The following is a 17847-nucleotide window of genomic DNA, read 5'->3' as shown; positions in this document are numbered from 1 at the left end:
CAAGCGAGCTTGCGGGCCTCCTCGCATTGACCGGATTTTTCACGCTCGATAGCACCGCCTCATCGTTCGTCGCGCATGTTGCGCATCGGCGAATTTGGAATGGGGAGTGTCGGAATGGGGCTGGCGGTGGCTCCGCGGTCGTTGCGTACGATCGCGGCAAGGAATTCATTTGACGACAAGTTCGACGGCAATTCCGGAAAGACGGTATCAGCCGTTGCCGGCCTGATCGCGGTGGCGTCGCTGTCGAGCGGTGCGCAGGCGCAGCAGTCGGCCCTGCCACCGGTGAATATCGATGCGCCGGTCGAGCGCCCGCGTCCATCTGCCTCGAAGCCGACACCGGAGCAGGTCCGCGCACGCAACGCGCTTCGCCGCGTTGCGCAGCGCCAGCAGGCGCAGCAGCAGGCCGCCGCCGCGCCGGCTCCGGCCGGCGCGGTCGACCGCAATCCCTATGCCGATCCGGCCGCGCCCTACAAAGTCGATCACGTCCAGGCCTCCGGCAAGTTTCCCGAACCGATGCTGAACACGCCGAAGACGATCACGGTGCTCAGCAAGGAAGTGCTCGAGGACAAGAACGCGACGACGCTGAAGGAGATCGGGCGCTCGACCGCCGGCGTGACGCTGGGATCGGGCGAGGGCGGCAACGCCTTCGGCGACCGCTTCTTCATTCGCGGCTTCGATGCGCGCAACGACGTCTTCATCGACGGCATCCGCGATCCCGCCGTGTCGATACGTGAGAATTTCTTCACAGAGCAGATCGAGATCCTGCGCGGGCCGGCATCATCCTATGCCGGACGCGGCACCGCCGGGGGCGCCATCAACATCGTCACCAAGCAGGCCGGCGACGTCAACTTCAAGCGAATGGACACCGAGTTCGGCACCGACAGGACCAAGCGCGTGACGCTCGACGTCAACCAGGTCATCGATCCCACGTTCTCGGTGCGCACCGGCGGCCTGTTTCAGGACGCCAATGTCGCCGGCCGCAACTACGTCACCGACGATCGCTGGGGCACGTTCCTGTCGACCAAGTATACCCCGACCAACGACATCAAGATCACGACCAACTACGTCCACACCGATCTCAGCGGCCTGCCGGATTTTGGCGTGCCCTATTACAAGCAGGGCAATGTGCCGGTGACGTCGGCCGGCATTCCGCGTGGAACCTGGTACGGCTTCCTCAACCGCGATTTCCAGACCGCGCGGCAGGATTTCGGCACGGCCACGGCGGAATACAAGGTCAACGAGGCCATCACGTTGAGCAGCAAGGTGCGTGGTGAGCATTCGCTCCTCAACTATATCGGTACGCTGCCGCAGAACCCGGTAACGACCAGCCTCAATCCGCTGCTCTGGACTACGACCGCGAGCGCGCAGAGCCGCTACCAGACCGTGGACGTGTGGGCCAACCAGAACGAGGCCACGTTCAAGCTGGACACGGGCGGGGTCAAGCACACCGCGGTGTTCGGCGTCGAGTACACCAACGAGAACGTTTCGATCGACCGCTACTCCGGCCTGACTTCGGAGCTGGCCGGCTCGCCCTTCACGAGCAGTGGAGCGGTCTCTGGCGTCAATCTCTACTCGCCCCAGTATACCTATCTTGGTGGCTTCGGCACGCCGTCACTGACGGGCAATCCGACCCGCTATGGCGTCAACACCAGCAGCGTCTACGTCATGGACACCGCGAACTGGCAGGACACCATCATCCTGAACGGTGGCGTCCGTTACGACGGCTACAACATGAGCTCGTCGACCAACTCCGCGTATCTGAAAATGAATTCGGATCTGGTCAACTACAATGTCGGGCTGGTCTACAAGCCGATCTCGATCGGCAGCCTCTACGCGGCCTATGCTACCTCGGCCAATCCGTTTGGCTCGGAGCTCGACGCGACCGGCACCGATTACGGCGGCGTACCCGCCAACACGGCGGTCCTGCTCGGACCGGAGCGCAACAAGGCGGTTGAACTCGGTACCAAATGGGAGCTGGCGGATCGCCACCTCCTGGTCAGCGGTGCGCTGTTCCAGACTACCAAGGACAACGCGCGCGAGACGGTAAACAACGTGCTGACTTCGGGCGCGGCCTACAGAATCCAGGGAATCGATATCGAGGCGGAGGGCAAGATCACCGATCGTTGGAGCATCTTCGGCGGCCTGGTGCTGATGCAGTCAAAGGTCACACAGAGCGGCGTCGCCTCCAATATCGGTCTGCAGCTTGCCAACGTCGTCCACCAGTCATTCAGCATGTTGACCAAGTACAAGTTCGACGGCGATTGGGAAGTCGGTGGGCAGGCGGTGTACCGCTCCAAGGTCTACGGCGGCACGTTCGCGGCCAACACCGGCAACGAGCTGCCGAGCTACTGGCGCTTCGATGCGTTCGTCGAAAAGAAGATCGACAAGAACTGGACCATGAAGTTCTACGCGCAGAACCTCACCAACAAGCTCTACTACGACACGCTCTATCGTAGCGCCGTGCCGTTCGTTGCGGTCGCGCCGGGGCGGGCCTTCTATCTGACCACCACGGCCAAGTTCTGATTGGGTCGATTCAAAACGGGATGCCTGCCATGGCAGGCGTCCCATCTGCAAGGACCGCTCACGATGCGCGGACAGAATGCATCGCAAGGACCAAATAAGGCCCCAGATTAGAACGCTTATAAACTCGAGTTTAGAAGCGTTTCAAATTCGTACTTAGAATCGTTTTGATCTGGACCGATTCAAGATTGCAGATGCCGTGACTGCGTTGACCCTCTTTGCCGCGCTCGATACGACCAATGCGTCGCAATGTCACAATGCGACACATTGCAGAAACGGAATGGGGCGTAGGATGGGTATGGCGAGGGCTCCGCGGTCGTTGCGTTCGACCGCGGCACGGACTTCAGTCGGTGGCAGTTTCGATGCCGCAACGGGCAAGACTGTTTCCACAGTTGCGGGCTTGATCGCGGTCGCGTCCGTTTCGAGCGGAGCACAGGCCCAGCAAACGAATCTGCCCGCCGTGAACGTCGACGCGCCGAAAGAGCGGCTGCGCTCCGCTGCTGCGAAACCGACGCCCGATCAGGTCCGCGCCCGCAATGCGCTGCGTCGGGCCGCGCAGCAACGTCAGCAGGCCGCGCAGACGCCGGTGGAGCCTGCCAGCGCGCCCGCGGCCGATCGCAATCCCTATGCGGACCCGGCCGCGCCCTACAAGGTCGATCACGTCCAGGCCGGCGGCAAATTCCCTGAGAAGCTGGTCGACACGCCGAAGTCGATCACGGTGCTCAGCAAGGAAGTGCTTGAGGACAAGAACGCCACCACGCTGAAGCAGGCGATCCTGAGCACGGCCGGCGTGACGCTCGGCACGGGCGAGGGGGGCAACGCCTTCGGCGACCGCTTCTTCATCCGCGGTTTCGACGCCCGCAACGACGTCTTCATCGACGGGGTGCGCGATTCCGGCGTCAGCGTGCGCGAGAACTTCTTCACCGAGCAGGTGGAGATCCTGCGCGGTCCCGCATCATCTTTCGCGGGCCGCGGCACGGCCGGTGGTGCCATCAATATTGTCACCAAGCAGGCAGCGACGGAGAAGAGCTTCTACAACATGGACACGACGTTTGGCACCGACCAGACCAAGCGTGTCACGCTCGATGTCAACCAGGTGATCAATCCTTCGCTCGCCGTTCGGGCCGGCGGTCTGTTCCAGGATGCCGATGTCGCAGGGCGAGCCCGGGTCAAGGACAATCGCGATGGCGCGTTCGTCGCCACGACCTGGAAGCCGACCGATGCGATCAAGATCACGGGGAATTATATCCACACCGAGTTGACGGGTATTCCCGATTTCGGCGTGCCGTATTATCGGCCAAGCACGTCGTCGACGTCAGGCGGTCCTTTCCCGGACTTCGGCGTCAACCGAACCAACTTCTACGGCTTCGTCAATCGCGACTTCTACAGGACCGGACAGGACATCGGCACGATCAATGCAGAGGTTCAGGTCACGCCTGATCTGCTGCTCACCAACAAGATCAGGGAATCACACTCGACGCAGAACTACATCGGCACACTGCCGGAATCGCCGACGCTGGCCGCTGGCGCTCCGTTCACTGCTTATACGGTGAACGCAAACCCGCAGAGCCGCTATCAGGCCACCGATGTGTTCGCCAATCAGACGGAGGCGACCTACAAGTTCGATGATTATGCCGGCTTCAAGCACACGCTGCTTGCTGGTATTGAATACGACAACGAGCGATCGTCGATCGACAGCTATACAGGACTTGGCTCGGAGATCACGACAGGGACAACGCCTTTCACCGGATCTGGATCGACGTCCGGCGTCAGCGTCTTTTATCCGCAAGCCACCGACAATCCTTTCCCGATTCCGGCAGGTCTGACCGGTAGGCCGACGAGGATCGGAATTGAGACCGTCAGTGGCTATGTGATGGACAGCGCGAACTATCGCGACGTCCTCATCCTCAATGGCGGATTCCGCTACGACGATTACAGCGTCAAGACGTCGGCTTACACGGCGGCTGGCGCCTTCGGCCAGCAGTCTGCGGAATTTCTGGTTCCGGATTACAACCTCGGCCTGACGTTGAAGCCGCTGCCCAACGGCAGCGTTTATGTCGCCTACGCGACCTCGGCGAACCCGGTTGGCTCGGAGTTCGATGGCACGAGCACGGCCTACGGCGGCATCAACCCGAATCTTGCGGGCGGCAACAACCAGATATTCGGTCCCGAGAAGAACAAGGCAATCGAACTCGGCACCAAGTGGGAGTTGTTCGATCGTCACCTGCTCCTGACCGCAGCACTGTTCCAGACGACGAAGGAAAACGCGCGTGAGGCGCAGAACGTCGGCAGTACGGCTGCGGCTGCCGCGCTTGGCTGCACCTATGCTCCCGTGGCGCCGGCAACGACCGTCTCTTGTATTACTGCTGGCGCAGCCTACCGCGTCCGTGGCATCGATCTCGGCATCGGCGGCAAGATCACGGACAAGTGGAGCGTTTTCGGCGGCCTCGTCCTGATGCAGTCGGAGGTGACGAAGTCGCTGGCGCCGCCGGCCAACAGCACGCTCTACGCGTCCAACGTGGGCCGGCCTCTGGCGAATATCGCGCACCAGTCCTTTAGCCTGCTTTCGAAATACCAGCTCAACGACACGTGGGAGCTGGGCGGGCAGGCGGTATACCGTTCGAAGATCTACGGCGGCACTTTGCTCGCGGCCAACCAGGGCACGTCGATTCCGAGCTATTGGCGGTTCGATGCATTCGCGGAAGCCAAGATCAACAAGAACTGGCAGTTGAAGCTGTTCGTCAACAACATCTTCGACAAGCGCTACTACGACGCGCTGTACCAGAGCGCGGCCCCCTTCGTGCTGGAAGCACCAGGTCGTGCCGCCTATCTGGTTCTGTCCGCGCGCTACTGAAGGAGACGTGACGAGGTGCCATGCTGACATGCATAGAAGGCGTCCTGAGCAAGGATGATGTGGCGGAATTCCGCCGCATCATGGACGTCACCGAATGGGAAGACGGCCGTTCCACCGCAGGCGCGCAGTCGGCAATGGTCAAGCGCAACGAGCAGTTGCCGCCGGACAGCGAGGTCGCGCGCAAGCTCGGCAACCGCATCATCTCGGCGCTGACGGCGAACCCGCGATTTCTGGCGGCGGCGATTCCGCTTCAGATCTTCCCGCCGCTGTTCAACCGATATGCCGCAAGCGCCGGGCATCATTTCGGCCTCCATGTCGACAACGCGATCCGAGGCGACCGGCTGACCGGCCTTCGCATCCGCACCGACCTGTCGGTCACGCTGTTCCTCAGTGAGCCCGAGGATTACGACGGTGGCGAACTTGTGATCGAGGACACCTACGGCTCGCACGAAGTCAAGTTGCCAGCCGGGGACTGCGTGCTCTATCCCTCGACCAGCCTGCATCTGGTCACCCCTGTGACGAGGGGGGCGCGGGTTGCTTCTTTCTTCTGGCTCCAGAGCATGATACGTGACGATCAAGCCCGCAGCATGATCTTCGACCTCGACACCGCCATTCAGGCACTGGCGGCACGTCTCGGGCGTGACGATCCCGAAACGGTCAAATTGACGGGTATCTATCACAACCTTATTCGCACCTGGGCCGAAGTATGAAGATGACATCTTTCCAAGCAAGCCTCGCTGCCGCCCTGCTGCTCACGGCCACTTGGCTCGCGGGTCCCGTTTCGGCTCAGACACAAACCCAGCCGCCGCCGGCTCGGCCTGTTGCGGCACCGGCGCCCGTGCCGGCTCAGCCGGCCCCCGCCGTCGCCACCCAGCCGGGCGCGATGACCGCACCTGCGCCGGCGACTGCGGCCCCTGCGGCGGCCGTCCCCGTGGCTGCGACGCCCAGCAAACCCGCGACCGATGCTGCCGTGGCCCCGGTAGTCGAGGCGGGCAGCACTGCCCCGAAGGCCGGCATTGCACCAGCCATGAAGGAATTGTCGCCCTGGGTGATGTTCATGTCGGCGGACATCATCGTAAAGGCGGTGATGATCGGGCTTGCCTTCGCCTCGCTCGTGACCTGGACGGTCTTCATTGCGAAATCGATCGAGCTGTCGTTGGCGTCCGCCAGGCTTCGCTCGGCCTTGAAGAAGATCGCGGAGGTCCGCTCGCTCTCGGAAGCCCAGATGGCGCTCGGCACCAAGGAGGGCATCCTGCCGTCCTTCCTGACCGCAGCGCTGCGCGAGGCGCGGATGTCGGCTGGCCTCTCCAGCGACAGCGGTATCAAGGAGCGCGCGGCGTCCAGCTTCGCCGAGATCGTGCGTGCCGAGCAGCGCCGCATCCGCATCGGCATGGGCTTCCTCGCGACCATCGGCTCGACTTCGCCCTTCGTCGGCCTGTTCGGTACCGTGTGGGGCATCATGAACAGTTTTATCGGCATCTCGAAGTCGCAGACGACGAATCTTGCCGTGGTCGCGCCCGGCATCGCCGAGGCGCTGCTCGCCACCGCGATCGGCCTCGTCGCCGCGATCCCGGCCGTCATCATCTACAATCACTTCTCGCGCGTGACGAAGGGCTATCTCGAGCTCGTCAGCCGCGCTTCGGGCGCCGCGGCGCGATTGTTGTCGCGCGATCTCGATCGCAGCCATGGCAGCGCGCATTCGCGCGCGGCGGAGTAGGCCATGGCCGTCTCGCTCACAGACAATGATGACGATGACGATTTCTCGGAAACGCATGACATCAACGTCACGCCGTTCATCGACGTCATCCTGGTGCTGCTGATCATCTTCATGGTCGCAGCACCATTGTCGACGGTCGATCTTCCGATCGATTTGCCGACGTCGAGCGCGATGCCGCAGAAGAAGCCGGACAAGCCGACCTATGTCAGCATCAAGCCCGACTTGACGCTGGCAATCGGCGAAAACGCGGTGAAGCGGACCGACCTTGTCAGCTCGCTCGATGCCGTCGCCGACATGAGCAAGGACAAATACGTGTTCCTGCGCGCCGACAAGGCGGTCCCTTACGGCGAGTTGATGGGCGTGATGGAAATTCTGCGCGCAGGCGGCTATTCTCATATCAAGCTGGTGGCGCTCGAAGCACCTCCTGCGGCGGCTGGCCCGGCGCAAGGAGCGGTCCAACCCTGACGGCAGCGCGATGACCGACCCTGTAATCGACGCGAAACCATCCCGGCGGCTCTGGATTTTGGCCGCTATTGCCGCAATCGGCCTGCATCTCGGCGGGGCTGCGCTGGCGCTCGCCAACCTGCGTGCCGATGACGGAGACGATGGCCTCGGCGCCAACGGGGCCGAATACGCCGTGGAAATGACCTCGCCAAAGCTGCCTGAAACGGATCTGCCGCCCGGGCCGGACAGCGAAGCCTCGCAGTACCAGCCGCAGCAGATGCAGCAGCAGGCTGAGGTGAAAGAGACCGACCTGCCGAAGGAAACACCTCAGGAAGCCGAGGACCCAGACCGCCTCGTCACCGAGAACGCCTCCAAGAAGCCGGTCGAGGACACCACGAAGGTGGCCAAGGTCGAAACCCAGGCTGTCGAGGAAATGCCGAACGCGCAGGAATCGGCGCGGCAGGCCTTAGACGAGAACGCGCGCGAGGACGAGAAGGCCGCTGCGCCGCATCAGGGCATCGGCAAGGACGTCCGCAAGCTGACGGCTGAATGGGGCAAACGCATCAGCGCCTATTTCGAGCTGCACAAGCGCTATCCCAAGGACAGGAGCAAGACGACGACGGTCAAGCTCAGCTTGGTCCTCAACCGACGCGGCAATGTCGTTTCCGTCGATGTGGCGCAGACCTCGGGGGATCCGGCCTTCGACAATGAGGCGATCTCCATGGTGCGTCGCTCGGATCCGGTGCCGGTCCCGCCGGCCGAGCTGACAGACGATCAGTTCGCCTTCAGCCTGCCGGTGAATTTCAAGAAGCCGAAATAGTCACCCACCCGTCAGCGCCAGTAGAATTTGATCCCGACGTAGACGACCACCAGACAGGCGAAGATCAGCGCCACCGGCAGGGGACGCTTCTGGGTCCCACCAAACAGGGTTGCGCCGAACATGGCGGTCTTCTTCGGCTTCGGCGCCGGGCGGCGGAAGGCGGTAACATTATCCGTCTTCGGTTCGGCCGGCCGGCTGCGGACGTCGGGCGGGTTCCCGGCGCCGCCCATCTCCAGATAGTAGGATTTGTAGACCTCGGCGATGGAGGCCTCGGAGGCCTCGTCCTCGCTCATCCGCTCCAGCAGCTTTTTGTAGCCGTCGAGGAAGCCTTGGGCATCCGGAGGCAGCGCCGACAAACCATTCAGCTTGGCCATCATCTTCCAGGTGGCGAAATCGGCGCGAGCACGGGTGTCGGCGCGTCGCGCGATCAGCATATCGGCAGCTTTGACCAAGTTGGCCTCTAGCCCTTCGGCTTTGTCTTCAAGTGCAGGATCTCAAAGTAGCGGATGTCGGGACTGTACCTTCAACTACGCATTGCCGGTTACCAAGAGAACAGCTTGAATCACATAACCGGTCAACGTCCGCAGTATTGCTGAAATAACATCAAGATTTAGACCGAACTGGGAACCCGCCAGCGGTAGCAGGATCAGAAGGCCGATCAGGATCATCATGCCGAACGGCTCGAGCCGCGCCAGGGGCAAGGCGAGAGGCCGCGGCAACAGCCCGACCGCGACCCGCCCGCCGTCAAGCGGCGGAATCGGCATCATGTTGAAGACAGCCAGCACGGCATTGATCAGCAGCGCATTCTTGAGATTGTCAAAGATCCATTGCGCCGAACCGGCGGGCGCCCATGGCAAGGCGTGGAGGGCGAGCCCCGCGACCAGCGCCAGCATGATATTGGTAACTGGACCCGCGAGGGCAACCCAGACCATGTCCAGCTTCGGATGATTGAGGTTGCGGAAATTCACCGGCACCGGCTTGGCGTAGCCGAACAGGAACGGCGAATGCGCAAACAGCAGCATCGCCGGCAGGATCAGGGTGCCGAACGGATCGATGTGCCTGATGGGGTTGAAGCTGACGCGGCCGAGCTGCCAGGCGGTGTTGTCGCCGAGCCGGTGCGCGACGAAGCCATGTGCGGCCTCATGGAAAGTGATGGCGAGCACCAGCGGCAGCACCCAGACCGAAAGATCGTAGAAGGAAATGTTCACGTCGTGTCCGTCCCGATTCGCCTGTCGCCTTGCAGACGACCCGGCCAATCCGGCGGTGCAGCAACGCTTCAGGTCAACATAGGGTGGCCGGTTCCGAAATGCCACGCTGCAAATGATCGGCGAGCAGCGCGGCCGGCCGCGACAGATCGCGCGCGCGGTGGAGGCGAATGTCCGCTCCCGGTAGTGGCGGGAGGCCGTCGCGATCCGACAGGAGGCGGAGCCGGCCAGGCAAGGTGCCGGCTTTGACCACCGTGACTGCAAGCCCCTGCGCCGCGATCGCCTCCACCGCAGCAAGCGTCCGGCTGACAAAAGCGAGGCGCCAGGGCCGGCGCGCGGCATCGAGGGCGCCTGCGGCCCATTGTCGAAACAGGCATCCCGGCGGATAGAGTGCGACAGGCAAAGTATCCTGCGACCCGGCCGTATATGACTTCGCCGCCGCCCAGACGGCCTGCTCATGCCGCAGCAGTTCGCCGTCGCCGTGTCCTTCCGGGTGCATGGCGATGACGAGATCATAGGCCTCGCCGAGTTGGGCCGGCATGGTTGCCGTCAGGCCGGTCTCGATCTCGACTTGGACCTCCGGATGATCTTCGGCGAAGCTCGCCAGCAGTGGCGGAATGACGATCGTGCCGTAATCGTCCATCACACCGAGGCGGATGACGGTCTCCGGCTTGCGGGCGCGCAGCGCCCCGACCGCTTCCGCTTGAAGGGCGAGGATTCGCTGGGCATAGGTGCGCAGCTCATCGCCCGGGGCGGTCGGCACGACGCCGTCCCGATTGCGCTGAAACAGTCTTGTGCCGAGCCGCTCCTCCAGCCGCCTGACCTGCACGCTCACCGCCGACTGGGTCCGGTTCAACTGATTGGCCGCCCGCGTGAACGAGCGATGCTCGGCGACGGCGAGAAAAGCCTTGAGCAGATCGGGATCGAGATCGGGTGTGGTCATCACCAAACGTTATCCCAGCATGACGGAAATTCCATTCCCTGTTTCGGCACGGCCCGTATGCTGTTCGTCCGGGCGTTCGAGAGGAGGGATTGTGGGCGAGGTTCTTGGCGTTCTGGCCGCGGTGCTGTCGAGCGCGCTGGGCGGCACCTCGATCGGCGCCACGCGCTACCTCGTGACGAGCATCGATCCGCTGGCGATCGGCTCGTTCCGGTTCGGCATCGGCGTTCTTCTGCTGCTGCCGTTGGCGTTGCTGCGTGGTGACCGCTGGCCGGCGCGCGGCGACTGGGCTGCCGCGATCGGGCTCGGCATCCTCTTTTTCGCGCTGTTTCCGATCTTGTTCAACGCATCGCTGATCTTCACGACGGCGGCGCGCGGTGCGCTCGCGCTATCGACGCTGCCGCTCTTGACGCTGGTGATCGGCGCTGCGCTCGGCAGCGAAGCGCTGACCTGGCGCATGTCGATCGGTGTCGTGGTGGCCACATCAGGCGTTGCCGTCGCGTTGCGCACCGATCTCAGCTCGGCGCCATCGGGTGCCTGGCGCGGCGATCTCTTGATGATGGCGGCTGCGCTGTGCATGGCGCTGTATGGCATCTGGTCGAAGCCGCTGATCCGGCGCTCCGGCCCGATCGCCTTCACGACCATGAGCATGGCGGCGGGAGCTGTCTGCCTGATCCTGCTCTCATGTTTCCGCGGCAGCTTTGCGCCCGTCGCAGGCTTTGGCGCGCCGCAGTGGCTGGCCGCACTCTATCTGGGCGCCTTCGGTGCGGCGCTGACCTTCTATCTCTGGGCCTTCGCACTGGAGCGAACGACGCCGACGCGCGTGGCGATCTCGGTGACGGTCAATCCGATCACGGCATCGCTGGTCGGCGCCTGGCTGCTGCACGAACCGCTGCGCTGGAATCTGGTGGCCGGCATCGTCGCGGTGTTTGCCGGGATCTGGCTGGCCACGACCTCAGGACAGCACGTTCGGGCTGCCGGCATCTCGGCTTCGAGCCGGCCGTGACCTCACGCCGGAATCGTCGTCTCGTACTGCGTCAAGCCGTCGTCGAGCTTCACCCAGGTGAGCTTTTCCGAGACCCAGATGTGCTCTGTGGGCGCGAAGGCGTTGCGGTCGTCGAAGGTCGCGAGCGCCACGCCGGCCAGGGTGCCGTTGCGCCGCCAGGCAAACAGCCGCGTGCCGCAGGTCTTGCAGAACACGCGGTCGATATTTTCTGACGACGCGTAGCGGCCGGTGTCGCCCGTGATGGTCAGCGCCTTCTGGTCGAACTGGGCGCGGGCGAAGTAGGGCGAGCCCATCGCCTTCTGACAAATGCGGCAATGACAGATCCGCACGTTCAGCGGCTCGCCTTCCGCCTTGAACCGCACCGCGCCGCACAGGCATCCACCTTCCCGGATCATGGCTCAGGCCACTCGCCATTCGCCGACCTGGCGCGCCATGGTCCAGTTGAGTTGGTCCAGTTCACTATCCATGCTGGTATTCTGTCGTCTGGTGTTGGTGAAGGCTGACCAACAGAAACCTCCATGGGTTCGGACCGCAATGGTGCTGGTGCCGGGCAGACTGCCATTGTGCCACCAATTATCTGATCTGTTGATACAGAAACCCTTGGCATAGTCCGGGCTGTAGCTCGGTGCCGTGGTCATCGTCTGGATGGTATGCGGCCGTAGGATATTCGTCGGCCGCGCATAACCGTCGACATGCATCAGGAACTGCACGAGGTCAGTCGGCGTCGCAATCCAGCCGCCATGCGAATCCATCCGGCGGACGTCTATGCCGTAGGGGCTTTCGCCACGGCTGTAATAGGCGACTTCGCCGGGCTGGCGCTGCTCGCGGGTGTTGCCGGCGATCGTCATGTCGGTGACGCCACACCGGGCGAGCACCTCGCTGCGCACGTGCTCGTCATAGCGGCGTCCGGTCAGCTTCTCGATCACCCGGCCCAGGACGCAATAGCCGAAATTGGAATAGGCGTAGTGTTGGCCGGGCGGATGGTCGAGCGGCCGGTTGGCCAGCGTCCAACTGATCAGCTGCGCATGATCCATGTGCGGATGCGAGAACATGGGATCGCGGTTGTCGTTGGTCCAGCCTCCGCCCGTGTGCGTCAGGAGATGCTCGAGCGTGATCTGATCGATGCCGGGCGAGTACGGTGGCCCGCCGTAGTCGGTGCCGAGCAGCGCGCCGGGGCCGAACACGCGGTCTGTAAGCTTGACGCGGTTCTCCTCGATCAGCCGGAACAGCGTGACCGAGGTGATCATCTTGCTGATGCTGGCGATGCGAAACAGATGGTGCGGCGTCGCGGCCTCATTCTGCTCGAGATCGGCGAGGCCGTAGGCTGCCTGATGCACGATCGCCCCGGCATAACCGATCGCGACGGAAAGCCCCGGTACGTCGAACTTGCCCATGAAGGCCTGCGCGAGCCGGGCCATGGCCGCGCGCTCGGCCGGGGACGGCGGGCGGACGCTCGACGGATTGGGCGCGAGCTGAGCACGAGATGGTCGCGAAAGCAGCGGCAGCGCGCCCGCGCTCGCTGCGAGCTTCACGAAATTTCGTCGCCCGATCTGCATGGCCCCGCCCCTTGGGGCGGCCCATGCTTCAGTAGGTCGCCCGTCCCCCAGAAATATCAAACACGGCGCCCGTCGAGAAGGCACAATCTTGGGACGCGAGCCACGCCACCATCGCGGCGAGCTCTTCCACCAGCACGAACCGCGCCTTGGGAATCTTCGACAGCATGAAATCGATGTGCTGCTGTGTCATCTGATCGAAGATCGCGGTTCTTGCCGCTGCCGGGGTCACCGCATTGACGAGAATGTCGTGCGCGGCGAGCTCCTTGCCGAGCGATTTCGTCAGCGCGATCAGGCCGGCCTTGGAGGCCGAATAGTGCGCGGCGTTCGGATTGCCTTCCTTGCCGGCGATGGAGGCGATGTTCACGATGCGCCCGTATTTCTGCTTGAGCATCACAGGCACGATCGCCTTGCAGACGATGAAGGGGCCGTCCAGGTTGATGCGCAGCACCTTACGCCATTCCTCGAGATCGGTTTCCCAGACCGGCTTGTTGACGCCGGCGATGCCGGCATTGTTGACGAGGATGTCGATCTTGCCGAACGCGGCCAAGGTCGCATCGCGCGCCTGCTCGACGCCGGCGCTGTCGGTGACGTCGACCTTGAAGACCTTGGCGTTGTCGCCCATTTCCTTGACGGTCTTCTCGGCCAGCGCCGCGTCGAAATCCAAGATCGCCACCTTGGCGCCCGAGGCGACGAACCGCTCGGCGATGGCGCGGCCAAAGCCCTGCGCTCCGCCGGTGACGACGGCAACGCGGCCGTTGAGATCGATCTGGTTCATGCTGTGGCCTTTGGCGTCAGAGCATGTAGCCGCCGTCGACGACGAGGTCGACGCCGGTGGTGAAGGCACTCTCGTCGCTGCCGAGATAGACCGCCATGGCCGCGATCTCGTCCGCGGTGCCGAGCCGGCCCATCTTCTGGCGGGAGATGAACATCTCCTTGCCCTGCGGCCCCTGCGCGGCGGCGCGGTCGAGCATCGAGGGAGTCTCGACGGTGCCGGGGCAGATCGAGTTGCAGCGGATGCCCTTGGTGATGAAGTCGAGGGCGACGGCCCGGCTCAGCAGCGACACCGCAGCTTTCGAGGAGCTGTAGACGTAGCGGTTTGCCGGCGGCCGCAGCGCGGCACAGGACGAGATGTTGACGATGCTGCCGCCGCCGCCCGCGATCATGTCGGGCAGGAACGCCTTGATGGTCCGGTGCATCGACTTCACGTTGAGGTCGAACGAGAAATCAAAATCCTCCTCCGAGCATTCCAGGATGGTGCCGTGATGCACGAAGCCGGCCGCGTTGAGCAGGATGTCGATCTTGCCGATGCGCTTGGCAAAGGCATTGACGTCGGCGGTGTTGCGAACGTCGAGCTTTGCGACCTCGGCAATGCCCTCCTTGGTCAGCCCGGCGATGCCGGTCTCGTTGATGTCGGTCGCGATGACGGTCGCGCCTTCGCGCGCAAATGCGAGGGCGCAGGCGCGCCCGATGCCTGCCGCTGCAGCCGTGATGACGGCGCGCTTGCCCTTGAGGCGGTCTGCCATTTTCTTGTTCTCCTTTTGAATTGGTCATTCCGGGGCGCGCCTCTTGGCGCGAGCCCGGAATCCATTGTGCTGCGATGTCGGTGGCCTGATGGATTCCGGGCTCGCGACTGCGTCGCGCCCCGGAATGACGGTGCTAGTGATTGTCCCGCGGCACGCCGAACGCGGAAGCGACGTTCTGGTAGCGTGTGGCAAGCTCTATGCACCCGCCCGTCGACTGCTGGCCGACGGTGTTGCGATAGATCTCCTGCCAAGGCGTCTGGTTCGGCGGATGCTTGAAGCCGCCGGCGGCCTTGAGTTCGGCGTGGCGCTTCTTCAGCTCCTCGTCCGAGATCAGAATGTTGGCGCTGCCCTTGTTGAGGTCGATGCGCACCTTGTCGCCGGTCTTGAGGACCGCGAGCCCACCATTGGCGGCAGCTTCCGGCGAGGCGTTCAGGATCGACGGCGAGCCCGAGGTGCCGGACTGACGGCCGTCGCCGATGCACGGCAGGGACAGGATGCCGCGCTTGATCAGGGCGGCGGGCGGCTGCATGTTCACGACCTCGGCGCCGCCGGGATAGCCGATCGGCCCGGTGCCGCGGATGAACAGCACGCAATTCTCGTCGATGTCGAGCGAGGCATCGTCGATCCGCGCGTGATAGTCCTCCGGACCCTCGAATACGATGGCACGGCCCTCGAAGGCATTCAGGTCCTTCGGATTGTTCAGATAGCGGTCGCGGAATTCCTTGGAGATCACGCTGGTCTTCATGATCGCGGACTCGAACAGATTGCCCCTCAGCACCAGGAAGCCTGCATCCTTCACCAGCGGCTTGTCGTAAGCCCAGATCACGTCGTTGTCGGGCGAAGGCGCATTCTTGCAGTTCTCGCCGATGCCCTTGCCGTTCACCGTGATCGCGTCCTCATGGATGCGCTTGTGCTTCATCAGCTCGCGCACCACGGCGGGCACGCCGCCGGCGCGGTGGAATTCCTCGCCGAGATAGAAGCCGGCCGGCTGCATGTTGACCAGGAGCGGCACGTCGTGGCCGAACTTTTGCCAATCCTCGATCGACAGCTCCACGCCGATATGGCGGGCGAGGGCGTTGATGTGGATCGGCGCGTTGGTCGAGCCGCCGATCGCCGAGTTGATGACGATGCAGTTTTCGAACGCCTTGCGGGTCAGGATGTCCGACGGCTTGAGGTCTTCCCAGACCATGTCGACGATGCGTTTTCCCGTCTCGTAGGCGATCTGGCCACGTTCGCGGTAGGGGGCGGGAATGGCCGCGCACCCCGGCAGCGAGAAACCGAGGGCTTCGGCAAGCCCGTTCATGGTCGAGGCGGTACCCATGGTGTTGCAATGGCCGACCGAGGGCGCCGAGGAGGCCACGATCTCCATGAACTCTTCATAGTCGATCTCACCGGCGGCGAGCCGCTCGCGCGATTTCCACACGATGGTGCCGGAGCCCGTGCGCTCGCCGTTGTGCCAGCCGTTGAGCATTGGGCCGCCTGACAGCACGATCGCGGGCAGATTGACGGTCGCGGCCGCCATCATGCAGGCCGGCGTGGTCTTGTCGCAGCCGGTGGTCAGCACCACGCCGTCGAGCGGGTAGCCGTAGAGCACTTCGACGAGGCCGAGATAAGCGAGGTTGCGGTCCAGCGCCGCGGTCGGGCGCTTGCCGGTTTCCTGAATGGGGTGAGTCGGGAATTCCATGGCAATGCCGCCCGCCTCGCGGATGCCCTCGCGAACGCGGTGGGCCAGCTCGAGATGATGGCGGTTGCAGGGGGACAGGTCGTTGCCGGTCTGGGCGATGCCGATGATCGGCTTGCCGGATTGCAGTTCGGCGCGGGTGAGGCCGAAGTTGAGATAGCGCTCCATATAGAGCGCGGTCATGCCCGGATTATGCGGGTTGTTGAACCATTCCTGCGAGCGAAGGTGGCGGCGGGTGCCGTTGCCGGCGGGCGCATGCCCGTTGGTTGGTGTTTTTGTCATTGGTTTCTCCTTCAATGCAAACGCACGGGCCGACGTCGGGAAAGTCGATCGGTGCGCTGCCCGGCGGCGCGAGCAGGTAACAACGGCCCGCCTGCTGGCGAACGTTTCCTCACAATTGCGATACTACTCATGGGTCGTTGGTAACGCTATCATTTTGTACGATCGACGCCCAGTCGCCGGTCCGCGGGCCGGTCGGGGGCCGCGGCGCATGCGAACTCTGCCGCTCCATCACCGTAAAGCCGAGATCGAGCACGGGCTGTTCCGGGCGCTTGCCTTCGATCGCCTCGATCAGCATCGTGGCAGCCGTGCTGCCCATCTCATAGCGGTTGGTCCGTACGCTCGTCAGCGTCGGCACCGCGGAGGCCATGAATTCGAGGTCGTTGAAACCGACGATCGCGATCTGCTCGGGGACGGCGATGTCCCGGCGCCGGCACTCGAAGAGAACGCCGAGCGCGAGGTCGTCATTGGCGCAAAACACCGCGTCGATATCGCTTTCGCGTGCGATCAGATCGGCGAACAGCGCGCCGCCGAGCGTCACCGAGGTCGGCGTCGCCGTGGTCACGATCAATCTTGGATCGTAGAGCCCGGCGTCCTTCATGGCAGCGACATAGCCGTCGAGCCGGCGCTGCACCCGCGGATCCATGCGCGCGCCGACGAAGCCGATCTTGCGATGCCCCTGGTCAAACAGATGCGCAATCGCTGCGCGGGCCGCATCATAGTGGGAAAAGCCGATCATCATGTCGACCGGGTCGGGCCCGATCTCCATGATCTGGACGATCGGGCAGTCGGCGGCCTCCAGCATCGCGCGCGATTCTGCGGTCTGGTCGATCCCCGTGACGATCAGTCCCGCCGGCTTCTGCGCCAGAAACAAACGCAGCAATTTCTCCTCCTGGAGGATGGAGTAGCGCGTATTGGACAGCTGGATCGAGTAGCGGCTGCCTTCGGAGGCGTCATAGATGCCGCGCAGCACGTCGGAGAATACGTTGTTGGTCAGTGACGGAATCAGGACACCGATGACCTCGGTGCGCTGCGAGGCCAGCGCGCGGGCCGCAAGGTTAGGCACATAGCCGAGCTCCCGGGCCGCGCTTTCGACCCGCGTCCGCTTGGCAACCGACAGTGCTTCGGGATTGCGGAAGAAGCGCGACGCCGTGATCGGGCTGACGCCGGCGAGCTCGGCGACTTCCGCCAGCCGAATCTTGCCAGACTTGGTGCGCTTTCGTCCCATTTGTTGCTCTTAACACAGTCACTCTCGCAAACAAAGGAACGTTGACAGCGCTACCAGCAACGACTAACCAAAGA

At 63.5% G+C, this 17847-nt stretch carries 16 protein-coding genes; 7 read left to right on the top strand and 9 right to left on the bottom strand.

Features of this window, described 5'->3' with window-relative positions; genetic code table 11:
* Nucleotides 1–114: 114 nt before the first annotated feature.
* From X265_RS23770 to tolA, 6 genes are all read left to right on the top strand, one after another.
* On the top strand, nucleotides 115–2523 hold the full coding sequence (locus X265_RS23770) for a TonB-dependent receptor (protein WP_128967000.1): 2409 nt from the start codon (nucleotides 115–117) through the stop codon (nucleotides 2521–2523).
* 289 nt (nucleotides 2524–2812) lie between these two features.
* The gene (locus X265_RS23765) at nucleotides 2813–5374 is read left to right on the top strand and encodes a TonB-dependent receptor (protein ID WP_128966999.1); all 2562 of its coding nucleotides are present in this window, start codon (nucleotides 2813–2815) and stop codon (nucleotides 5372–5374) included.
* A 20-nt stretch (nucleotides 5375–5394) separates the two neighbouring features.
* Nucleotides 5395–6084, top strand: coding sequence for a Fe2+-dependent dioxygenase (locus tag X265_RS23760; protein ID WP_128966998.1), 690 nt, complete (start codon nucleotides 5395–5397; stop codon nucleotides 6082–6084).
* Nucleotides 6081–7091: a tonB-system energizer ExbB gene (gene exbB, locus X265_RS23755; protein WP_128966997.1), complete on the top strand. Its 1011-nt coding sequence runs from the start codon at nucleotides 6081–6083 to the stop codon at nucleotides 7089–7091. Before X265_RS23760 ends, exbB begins: the two co-directional genes overlap by 4 nt.
* A gap of 3 nt (nucleotides 7092–7094) precedes the next feature.
* Nucleotides 7095–7556: a TonB system transport protein ExbD gene (gene exbD / locus X265_RS23750; protein WP_128966996.1), complete on the top strand. Its 462-nt coding sequence runs from the start codon at nucleotides 7095–7097 to the stop codon at nucleotides 7554–7556.
* A 10-nt stretch (nucleotides 7557–7566) separates the two neighbouring features.
* The gene (tolA, locus tag X265_RS23745; protein WP_128966995.1) at nucleotides 7567–8355 is read left to right on the top strand and encodes a cell envelope integrity protein TolA; all 789 of its coding nucleotides are present in this window, start codon (nucleotides 7567–7569) and stop codon (nucleotides 8353–8355) included.
* Nucleotides 8356–8366: 11 nt separating this feature from the next.
* Here tolA and X265_RS23740 read toward each other — a convergent pair whose 3' ends face one another.
* The 3 genes from X265_RS23740 to X265_RS23730 form a co-directional block, all read right to left on the bottom strand.
* Nucleotides 8367–8789: a hypothetical protein gene (locus X265_RS23740; protein WP_128969381.1), complete on the bottom strand. Its 423-nt coding sequence runs from the start codon at nucleotides 8787–8789 to the stop codon at nucleotides 8367–8369.
* A 93-nt stretch (nucleotides 8790–8882) separates the two neighbouring features.
* Nucleotides 8883–9563, bottom strand: coding sequence for a site-2 protease family protein (locus tag X265_RS23735; protein WP_128966994.1), 681 nt, complete (start codon nucleotides 9561–9563; stop codon nucleotides 8883–8885).
* Nucleotides 9564–9636: 73 nt separating this feature from the next.
* The gene (locus X265_RS23730) at nucleotides 9637–10503 is read right to left on the bottom strand and encodes a LysR family transcriptional regulator (RefSeq protein ID WP_128966993.1); all 867 of its coding nucleotides are present in this window, start codon (nucleotides 10501–10503) and stop codon (nucleotides 9637–9639) included.
* 91 nt (nucleotides 10504–10594) lie between these two features.
* On the opposite strand from X265_RS23730, the gene X265_RS23725 reads away from it, so the two are divergent.
* Nucleotides 10595–11506, top strand: coding sequence for a DMT family transporter (locus tag X265_RS23725; RefSeq protein WP_128966992.1), 912 nt, complete (start codon nucleotides 10595–10597; stop codon nucleotides 11504–11506).
* Nucleotides 11507–11508: 2 nt separating this feature from the next.
* On the opposite strand, the gene X265_RS23720 is transcribed toward X265_RS23725, so the two are convergent.
* From X265_RS23720 to gntR, 6 genes are all read right to left on the bottom strand, one after another.
* Nucleotides 11509–11901: a GFA family protein gene (locus tag X265_RS23720; protein ID WP_128966991.1), complete on the bottom strand. Its 393-nt coding sequence runs from the start codon at nucleotides 11899–11901 to the stop codon at nucleotides 11509–11511.
* Between the two features lie 3 nt (nucleotides 11902–11904).
* Nucleotides 11905–13062 carry a serine hydrolase domain-containing protein gene (locus X265_RS23715; RefSeq protein WP_128966990.1) on the bottom strand — a complete coding sequence of 386 codons (1158 nt, stop codon included), beginning with the start codon at nucleotides 13060–13062 and terminating at the stop codon, nucleotides 11905–11907.
* Nucleotides 13063–13090: 28 nt separating this feature from the next.
* Nucleotides 13091–13837, bottom strand: a complete 747-nt coding sequence (locus X265_RS23710; RefSeq protein ID WP_128966989.1) for an SDR family NAD(P)-dependent oxidoreductase — start codon at nucleotides 13835–13837, stop codon at nucleotides 13091–13093.
* 16 nt (nucleotides 13838–13853) lie between these two features.
* Complete coding sequence (locus X265_RS23705; RefSeq protein ID WP_128966988.1) at nucleotides 13854–14585, bottom strand: SDR family oxidoreductase; 732 nt, start codon at nucleotides 14583–14585, stop codon at nucleotides 13854–13856.
* Between the two features lie 133 nt (nucleotides 14586–14718).
* Complete coding sequence (locus tag X265_RS23700) at nucleotides 14719–16548, bottom strand: IlvD/Edd family dehydratase (RefSeq protein ID WP_128966987.1); 1830 nt, start codon at nucleotides 16546–16548, stop codon at nucleotides 14719–14721.
* Nucleotides 16549–16675: 127 nt separating this feature from the next.
* Complete coding sequence (gene gntR / locus X265_RS23695) at nucleotides 16676–17773, bottom strand: HTH-type transcriptional regulator GntR (RefSeq protein WP_244659296.1); 1098 nt, start codon at nucleotides 17771–17773, stop codon at nucleotides 16676–16678.
* Nucleotides 17774–17847 lie beyond the last annotated feature (74 nt).

This window comes from Bradyrhizobium guangdongense (assembly GCF_004114975.1).
GTDB lineage: Bacteria > Pseudomonadota > Alphaproteobacteria > Rhizobiales > Xanthobacteraceae > Bradyrhizobium > Bradyrhizobium guangdongense.
This window is presented reverse-complemented; position numbering and strand designations above follow the sequence as displayed.

Coding starts and splice junctions, on each gene's coding strand:
- X265_RS23770 (WP_128967000.1), top strand. CDS start 115: ATGGGGCTGGCGGTGGCTCCGCGGTCGTTGCGTACGATCGCGGCAAGG.
- X265_RS23765 (WP_128966999.1), top strand. CDS start 2,813: ATGGGTATGGCGAGGGCTCCGCGGTCGTTGCGTTCGACCGCGGCACGG.
- X265_RS23760 (WP_128966998.1), top strand. CDS start 5,395: ATGCTGACATGCATAGAAGGCGTCCTGAGCAAGGATGATGTGGCGGAA.
- exbB (WP_128966997.1), top strand. CDS start 6,081: ATGAAGATGACATCTTTCCAAGCAAGCCTCGCTGCCGCCCTGCTGCTC.
- exbD (WP_128966996.1), top strand. CDS start 7,095: ATGGCCGTCTCGCTCACAGACAATGATGACGATGACGATTTCTCGGAA.
- tolA (WP_128966995.1), top strand. CDS start 7,567: ATGACCGACCCTGTAATCGACGCGAAACCATCCCGGCGGCTCTGGATT.
- X265_RS23740 (WP_128969381.1), bottom strand. CDS start 8,789: ATGCTGATCGCGCGACGCGCCGACACCCGTGCTCGCGCCGATTTCGCC.
- X265_RS23730 (WP_128966993.1), bottom strand. CDS start 10,503: ATGACCACACCCGATCTCGATCCCGATCTGCTCAAGGCTTTTCTCGCC.
- X265_RS23720 (WP_128966991.1), bottom strand. CDS start 11,901: ATGATCCGGGAAGGTGGATGCCTGTGCGGCGCGGTGCGGTTCAAGGCG.
- X265_RS23715 (WP_128966990.1), bottom strand. CDS start 13,062: ATGCAGATCGGGCGACGAAATTTCGTGAAGCTCGCAGCGAGCGCGGGC.
- X265_RS23710 (WP_128966989.1), bottom strand. CDS start 13,837: ATGAACCAGATCGATCTCAACGGCCGCGTTGCCGTCGTCACCGGCGGA.
- X265_RS23705 (WP_128966988.1), bottom strand. CDS start 14,585: ATGGCAGACCGCCTCAAGGGCAAGCGCGCCGTCATCACGGCTGCAGCG.
- X265_RS23700 (WP_128966987.1), bottom strand. CDS start 16,548: ATGACAAAAACACCAACCAACGGGCATGCGCCCGCCGGCAACGGCACC.
- gntR (WP_244659296.1), bottom strand. CDS start 17,773: ATGGGACGAAAGCGCACCAAGTCTGGCAAGATTCGGCTGGCGGAAGTC.